The 8,276-nt window shown below is 44.2% G+C and carries 4 protein-coding genes; all 4 read right to left on the reverse strand.

Translation table 11 applies throughout. From position 1 onward, the window contains the following. Positions 1 to 49: 49 nt before the first annotated feature. The 4 genes from PHC76_RS14490 to PHC76_RS14505 are packed head-to-tail and all read right to left on the reverse strand — an operon-like array spanning position 50 to position 8,018. Entirely contained in the window at positions 50 to 3,310 is a 3,261-nt protein-coding gene (locus PHC76_RS14490) for an AMP-binding protein (protein WP_300210635.1), read from the reverse strand. Then, on the reverse strand, positions 3,310 to 4,623 hold the full coding sequence (locus PHC76_RS14495; protein ID WP_300210637.1) for an HlyD family type I secretion periplasmic adaptor subunit: 1,314 nt from the start codon (positions 4,621 to 4,623) through the stop codon (positions 3,310 to 3,312). Before PHC76_RS14495 ends, PHC76_RS14490 begins: the two co-directional genes overlap by 1 nt. A 3-nt stretch (positions 4,624 to 4,626) precedes the next feature. Further along, on the reverse strand, positions 4,627 to 6,729 hold the full coding sequence (locus tag PHC76_RS14500) for a type I secretion system permease/ATPase (protein ID WP_300210639.1): 2,103 nt from the start codon (positions 6,727 to 6,729) through the stop codon (positions 4,627 to 4,629). After that, positions 6,714 to 8,018 (reverse strand): TolC family protein, encoded by a 1,305-nt coding sequence (locus tag PHC76_RS14505; RefSeq protein ID WP_300210641.1) that lies wholly within the window; start codon positions 8,016 to 8,018, stop codon positions 6,714 to 6,716. The genes PHC76_RS14500 and PHC76_RS14505 overlap by 16 nt, the downstream gene beginning before the upstream one ends. Positions 8,019 to 8,276 lie beyond the last annotated feature (258 nt).

The raw sequence follows: 8,276 nt of genomic DNA on the forward strand, positions 1-8,276 counted from the left end.
CCTTTTCATGTAGTTTCACCTTGATATGATCTGTAACTATTATTTCTCATTAAGTGTCTTTCCCATTCAAAAGTAATGTTGAGTATTTACTTTTTTGAAAAAGTTCCGTCGAAATTCTTTTACCCGGTTCACGAAATGATTCGACATTCTCCGAACAGATTGTTACTCTGTCAAACAAGCCAAGAGCAAACCCGTGATGCAACACTTCATCGGTTTGCAGCACAAATATCAACGCTTCGGCATCCTTTCGCAATGCCAACGCTTTTGCTCTAGAATTGATCCCCGTGTATGACAGATATATTTCATCTCCCTGCGGTGAAAGGGTTCGTGTTTCACTGCTCAAATAACACTGGCTTCCTTGGTTTTTTAGTGCTTTAAATCTCTCCATTGCTGCGTTCATTGCTTCTTCACCGCCGATGAACGCTTCGAGTGGAATTTTTCCGTTATCACGTAAAATGTGCTTTAGATACTGATCGACATACCCTCTGGATATCTCACCTCCGCCTAAAAGAGGTGAAGAGTTGATTTCATTGATGATTGCACCGTTTTCATACCAGGGAATAGAAATATCGGTGGTGATGATATCCACTCCGGCTACATCGAGTTCAAACAGTGCCGCTGCCCTTAGGGCTATATCAAGATTATCGGGATGAACGATTTGCGTCACCTCTTCATCTCGTCCTCCCCACTGCGTCGATTCAATATCTCGTAGGGCGACCCATGCTCCTTTTGGAGGTATTGATTCTATTTGATATCCTTGTGATGCAAGTACTTTATATGTTACATCATCTGAGGGAAAAGTTTTTCTTTTCCATGGAACTTTGCTAGATTCTTCTCTGTTCGCCTGTTCAATTAATTCGGCTATCGTCGATTCTCCATCGGCAAGTACTGATATTGGCTGACGTTTGAGCGCATAAAGAAGTGCATTGTTAACAATAAAAAGCCGATGGCATACACCCAAAACTTCCCGCTCGATAAGAACTCTTTTATTTATGGATATTTGGCGTGCATGTTTAAATGCATTTTCCACCATTGTTGAATCAGTTACACCGACACTAACCCCTTCTCCCCGCTCCATGTCCGATGGTTTGACGACGAGTGGCCACCCTATCTGAGCGGCCGCATACTGTGCCCCTTTAACATCATATACAATCGTATGTTCAGCTGCGGGCAATCCTGCCATACGAAGCAGATTTGCGCTAAGTGCTTTATCATGGGCGAGTTTTCCGCCAAGATTAGAATCTTTATCGGTAGTACTACGGTCAATTTTACGTCCATTTTTTCCCACACCGAGCTGATAGACTCCTTCACCCAAATGGATAAAGGGGATATGATTTTTATAGGCAGTTTGAAGAATTGCTAATGTCGATTGACCTATCAGTATTTTTTTTCGTAAGGTGATCACCGTGTGATGCATAAGCTCATGTATTTCTGTAATAGCTTCGGATGTTATCGGAATCGATAAAATTTTTATAAGAGTCGAAAATGCGGTATCAACCAGCATCCGATACGCATACTCCGGTATATGATCGATATCAGCTATTTTAAGAAGAACACGATATCTATTTCCGGAAACAGGAGTAAGTCCGGCAACTTCTCCTGTATCAAAAATAGGGATACCGGTTTCTTGAGCGATAAAGTTAAACAAAAGCAGCCCTTGATAAATCACCGATCTGGGGAGATGTTTCTTATAATCGGAAGTACTGCTTATATTATTATCAATTCCAAGCGACTCAAGCCATCGCTCCACATGAACACTATCGATATTTTCCGGTAACGACAGTTCTATCGTCAAAAAACGTTTAGATTGCGAAAAAGTTTTTGAAGGTTTTTGCGTGTGTTTGTTTTTAGACAATGTTTCATGCATTAAACGACTCAATTCATCCCGTATCAGTTTCCCGTTTGTGTTACGAGGTATTTGATCTATAATCAAAACCTCTTTAGGGCTTCGAGCACCCAGTCTTGCATAGCCATATGCCAATAACTCCTTGGGGGTCAGGATTGATCCTTCTTTAAGGACGAGTGCACATACTGGGATGTCTTGATGGATAAAATGCTTAATCGGCATTGCTGCGGCATCGATAACATCGGGGTGAGTAATCATAATGGCTTCGATTTCGGCGGGATAGATGTTAATGCCGTTCATAATCATCATATGATCACTTCGACCGCAATAGATCAACTCACCGTTTTCTAAAAAACGACCTAAATCGCCTGGATAAAACCATCCCTCCCGAAATGCTAACGTACTCGCTTCAGTATCCTTGAAATACCCATCCACCGTTGCTGCACTGCGGGCTCGTATCTCTCCGATTTCTCCGGTTGGAACTTTGCAACCTGTCGTATCAACGATCTCAATCTCTACTCCCGTTAGTACATTCCCAACACTCATCGCATCAGCACCGGCATAAACACGCAGTGCACTCAATGCGCTGCATTCATTAGTACCGTACATAATGTGTAACGGAACACCGAAAGCTTCAAAAAGACGTTTTCGGAGTGATTCCGAAACGGTAGACATGCTGATTCCTAGTATCTTCAAAGACGGGAAAATAGTTTTTTCTTTCGGGTTTATGTTTTTAAGAACCTGTTCGAAATGAAAAACAGAACCTTGCAATACAGTGATTTTAAAACGTTCAATCCATGAAAGTTCGAGACGGATATTTTTAGGCAACAAGCAATATGCTCCACCTACAGCCATCATGCTGAAAAGGCGGAGTTTACCAACATAATAATCAAAATGTACCATACTAGCCATAACATCCGAAGGCTCTAAATCGTAACATTCACTGTCCAATTTCAGACGTTCATACATCTGCCCATGCGTTAGGGGAATAAGCCGACTCTTACCTGTCGTACCGGACCCTGTGATGATAAGCAAAGGAGACAGAGGATCCGTTTCTAGGATACTTTCGTCCATATAGTGGGAAGTATCTAGATGATGCGAGTATTCAAATAGGATAACTTCGTACTTATCACTTTTATATACTGCTTCATCTGTCAAAATAAAATCAGTATGCACGATCTCTAAATTTTCTTCCAACATAATACTAGGTGTATGAATTGAAGCACTAAAAACTGTCGCTCCAATTTTTGCGCAAGAGATAAATGCGATCAATGCATTAAGCTCATTATGAAACCGATGTGCTATCACATTTGATGATCGAACCCCATGTTGATAAAGATAGGCAGTACTTTGTGTTACCAAGTCTTCAAGCTGACGGTACGTCAATATTATTTGGGGCGTATAAATCGCGTTTGCATCCGGTCGCATCTCAGCTTGAGTAGTAATAATTTTCGTAATGTTCATTATCGTACACTCAACCCTTCATCGAGATATTTGATCATCGGATAGATAAAGAACTCGATGACCCGGCGTTTACCTACTTTGAGCTCTGCCGTGACACTCATACCGGGATTGATGGTGAGCTCTTTTCCCTCAACTCTCAGTGTTGTCTCTTTGGGGTCGATGGTGATTTCATAGACGGGTCCGAGTTTCTCATCCTCTATGGCATCATCGGCGATGTGTTTGACTGTGCCGTGTAGCAGTCCGTACTTTTGGAAATCAAAGGTATCAATCTTGATAGCACTCTCCATCTCTTTGGTGATGAAACCGATGTCTTGGTTGAGAACTGTGGCTTGGATGATAAGCGGAACCCCTTTGGGGATAATGGTCACGAGTTTCTCTGCGGGGGTGACGACTCCTCCTACAGTATGGACTAAGAGTTTACCGATGTATCCGTCTACCGGAGCGATGATTTGTTGTTTGGCATTACGGAATTGGGTAGTTTCTACTTCGGTACGCAGTGAGGTTGCCTCTTTGGACTTTTGGGTGAGATCGGTGAGGAGTTTGTTTCGGTACTCTTGGGTAACGAGATGAAGCTGTTGGTTGAGCTCGTTTAGTTTTCCTTGGGACTGAGCAATAACGTGCTCTTTCATGGTGAGCTGTTCTTGGTATTCTATCCGCTGGTTCTTGGCATCCTCGTACTCTTTTTTAGCGATGATGTCTAAGACCTCTTTGAGTCTTGCTTCGTGATCTTTTGCACTGCCTAAGAGTTGTTTGAGGCGGGAACTGTCCGCTTTTGCCGCTTCGGTCGCTTCATCGTTTTGTCGGATCTGTTCTTGGAGCACTTGGCGTTGTTGATCGTAGGCGAGTTTACCGGAGGTGTACATCATCTGCTGGGTAGCGATGGCGGAGGTCTCTTGGCATTTACTGCTAGGATGAAAGGTTCGATCATTGATCTGGGCATCGAGCCTCTCAATTTCGAGTTCGAGAAGTGAGAGGTTCTTTTGTTTAGACTCAAGATCGCTCTGTGTTACGGAGGGATCAATCTCCATCAGTACTTCTCCCTTTTTAACGCTCTGACCTTCTTTAACGAGTATCGAGCCGATCACTCCCGTCTCTACGGGCTGGAGGGTTTTGATCTCACCTACGGGGACGACTTTGCCCCGTGCACTGACGACGACATCGATTTTGGCAAGGAAAAGCCATAATAAAGAGATAGTGAGAAATGCGAACAGACTCCACAGCAAGCTTCTCCCTAACGGTGACGTAGGACGCTCTTCGATCTCTACTAGAAGAGGGGTAAATTCGTGTTTGTCTTTAGTGTGAAATAGTCCCATATGTTATAAACCTTGCTGTGTGGTGAGTTTGTAGTAGTAACCCTGTAGACGCATTAGTTCTTCGTGGCTTCCTCGCTCTACGATATGCCCTTTGTCCATAACGATGATGATGTCGCAATCTTTTACCGTACTGAGGCGGTGAGCAACGATAAACATGGTACGTCCACTCTTGATCGTATTTAGGTTGTTCTGGATGATACGTTCGGATTCATAGTCCAGTGCCGAGGTTGCTTCGTCAAATATGAGAATGCGCGGATTCGTGATAAGCGCACGAGCGATAGCGATACGCTGACGCTGACCACCTGAGAGTGCCGCCCCTCTCTCCCCTACCTGCGTATCGTACCCCTCTGAGAGCTCAGCGATAAACTCATCGGCTCCCGCCATACGAGAAGCAGCGATGATATGCTCCATCGGAGCATCGGGACGGGAGAGGGAGATGTTCTCTTTGATGGTGCCGCTAAAGAGGTAGTTCTCTTGCAGTACCACTCCGATGTTGTTACGGAGCCATTTAGGGTTCATATGACGGATGTCTACTCCGTCGATGTAGATGGTTCCGGTGGAGGGGATATAGAGACGCTGGATGAGTTTGGTGATCGTACTCTTACCGCTGCCGCTGCGTCCCACAAGCCCGACACTGCTCCCTATCGGAATCTCGGCACTGATACCATTTAGGACAGCGGGAGAATCGGGAGCATAGGAGAAGACGATGTTGTCAAACGTCACACTACCATCGATTTTAGGAAGAGTGATCGCTTTATCATTGGTTTGTTCTGTTGGGGTGTTGAGGATATCACCTAAACGATCCACCGAGAGGAGTGTTTGTTGAAACTCATTCCATAGGTTCACCAGTCGAAGTACCGGTCCGGTGAATTGTCCGGCAAACATCTGAAAGGCGATGAGCTGACCGACACTCAGTTTCCCCTCCAGTACCAAGGTAACACCGATATAGAGCATCGAGATAGTGAGGAGCTTTTGCAATGCTCCGCTGATACCTCCGAGGATATTGGAGAGGTTACTAAGCTGAAACCCTGCATTGACGTAACGGGCGAGGTAGTCTTCCCATTTACGCTGCATGGAACCCTCTAGGGCGAGGGACTTGACGGTTTGTACTCCGGTAACCGCTTCTACGAGGTAAGCGTTGCTTTGTGCCCCCATCTGAAACTTCTCTTCGAGACGTCGGCGAAGCTCAGGGGTAATGATGAGATAGAGGATGGCGATAACCGTGACAAACCCTAGAACGACGAGGGTGAGTTTGACACTGTAGAGGAGCATCACCGCGACAAACACCACCGAGAACAGCACGTCGAGGATGACGGAGACTGATTTGTTAGCGATGAACTCCCGTATTTGATCGAGCTCACGGACACGGGCGATGATGTTTCCTACTTTACGTTTCTCGAAATAGACAAACGGAAGAGCAAGGAGATGGTGAAAGAGCTTCGCCCCCAGCTTGGCATCGATCTTAGAGGTGGTATGGGCAAAGATGTAACTGCGGATTAGATTGAGGATTAGTTCAAACACAGCAACCACGATAAACGCAACCGCAAGGACATCGAGAGTGCTCATAGAGCGGTGGACTAGAACCTTGTCGAGGATTACCTGTGTAAAGAGCGGAGCGACGAGTCCGAAGAGCTGTAGGACAAACGAGGCGATTAACACCTCTGCCATCACCTTTTTGTACTTCATGATTTGACGGAAGAACCACCCGAATCCGAAACGGGCATCGGCACTGAGGATACGGTGCTTTAAGACGATGCTTTTACCAGAACTCTGAGCATTGCAATCTTGATAGGAGAGTATGTAAGGCTCTTTACGGGTAATGTCAAATACCAGTAGTTCTTGCTTCTCCGCATTCGCTTGAATGATACTCATATAGGTACCATCGATCTTTTGAACGATGATCGGCATCGGGTAAGACTCGATCAGTTTTTCTACTGAGAGCTTTTTGATGGCAGCTCGGAAACCTTGTGCGGATGCGATACGGGTCAGCTCTTCGATGGAAGGTTCATGCTCGCTGAGGGCGTACTCTTTGATAATGACACGGGTATCGATGGCAATGCGGTTAAGTTTGCCCGCTACTTCTAGGGCGGTTAGTGCCGAGTGCATGAATCTATCCCACGATGTTGTAATCTCAATGCTTCTGCCTCATAGGCGTGCTGTATTGTCTCAGTGTCCAATGTCAATTCTCTCTCCAATCCTTCTAGTTTTACACTCACTTCACTCACTGCGTCTGCTTCACCTTGGGCTCTAAGTCTTTGGGTCATAATAATCTTATTATGCGTTTCGGCTAATGCTTCGGTTTCATTTTTGGTGAGCATGGCTAGACGTTCTAGGTGTTGTTGTTTGGTTTGGGTATCGGCATCGAATTCGCGTTTGGCGAGAGCATACTCTTCTTGAATACGATCAAGCTCATAATGCAGGCGCGTGGATTCACTCTCATCTTTGAACCCCTCGAATAAACTCAATCGTATACTGAGTCCTGCATTCCAACTGTTGGGCTTGATATTCTCAAAGGCATTGTAAGCATTATGCATATCAGAGCCATAGAGGTAATAATTGGAATAAAGAGATACAACGGGAAACTCCGATCGATTCTGCTTTGAGATTTCGGCATTTTTCTGTGCTATTCTCTCTTGATATTGACGTGCTTGGGAGTTCTTTTCAAAACTGCCGAGGTGTATCTCTTCGGGCTTGGTTGTTAGGGGGAGTAGTTGGGTTGATTTTAGGTCAAGCTCTATATGGGAGAGTTTGGTGAGGGCTATAAGGTTTTCATCATAAGTCATTTGTGAGCGTTCAATCTCACGCTCAAGATCGATAAGACGTATCGCTTCATCTCCTACCGATACACGAGACTCTTTACCGGCTGTATAAAGACGTTGTTTGAGAGAATAGAGTTCTTGACGCAGTGTGTGCATTTGACTCTTATAGCGATATTCACTTTGAGCTTTTTGAGCAGTGGCGTAATGGTCTAAGAGTTCTAAGTAGAGTTTCGTCTCTTCGTTGCATACTTCGAGCTTTTTAGACTCAATCTCTTTTTTGGACATCTCGATTTGTTTAAGGGTGGTACCGAAGTGGTAGAGTTCGTAATTAAGACTCAACGCCAATGAGTCTTTATTCTGAACACCGGAGTTGATAGTAGTACCCCCGACCGAAAGTGTTCCGGAAGTTGCTTTATCGAGGTTTTTATTATACTCTCCACTATAACCTAGTGAGAGCTGGGGATAGAGAGCGGAATAGACACCTTCCAATCGTGCTTGCTCGATAGAGGTATCGATAGTGCGGAGTTTAAGACGGTGGGAGTGCTCCGTTGCGGAGGTTTGCAGCTCAATAAAGCTGATTTCGCGGGCATACCCGATGGTTGCCGCACAGGCTATAAAATATAAATATTTTTTCATAATTTCTTCATTAATACATGATATAAGGGGAAATATTAACGAACGGCAACTTATAAAATAGTGTTTTTTAATAACAATTTGTATTTATTTTAAGATTTTACAAAAAGTAACATTTTTAATTTAATACTATGTTATATAACGTTAATGGTTCTCTAATTATTTGCAGTAATTTAGTAAAATCTACTTATTGATTAAAGACTATAAACTATACGTGAAAAAAATCGACTTAATGCTTGATAATACGAAAAACAAGTGTTT

This window comes from Sulfuricurvum sp. (assembly GCF_028710345.1).
GTDB lineage: Bacteria > Campylobacterota > Campylobacteria > Campylobacterales > Sulfurimonadaceae > Sulfuricurvum.

Excerpts from the sequence above, each read along its gene's own strand:
- PHC76_RS14495 (WP_300210637.1), bottom strand. The coding sequence starts at position 4,623 with ATGGGACTATTTCACACTAAAGACAAACACGAATTTACCCCTCTTCTA.
- PHC76_RS14505 (WP_300210641.1), bottom strand. The coding sequence starts at position 8,018 with ATGAAAAAATATTTATATTTTATAGCCTGTGCGGCAACCATCGGGTAT.
- PHC76_RS14490 (WP_300210635.1), bottom strand. The coding sequence starts at position 3,310 with ATGAACATTACGAAAATTATTACTACTCAAGCTGAGATGCGACCGGAT.
- PHC76_RS14500 (WP_300210639.1), bottom strand. The coding sequence starts at position 6,729 with ATGCACTCGGCACTAACCGCCCTAGAAGTAGCGGGCAAACTTAACCGC.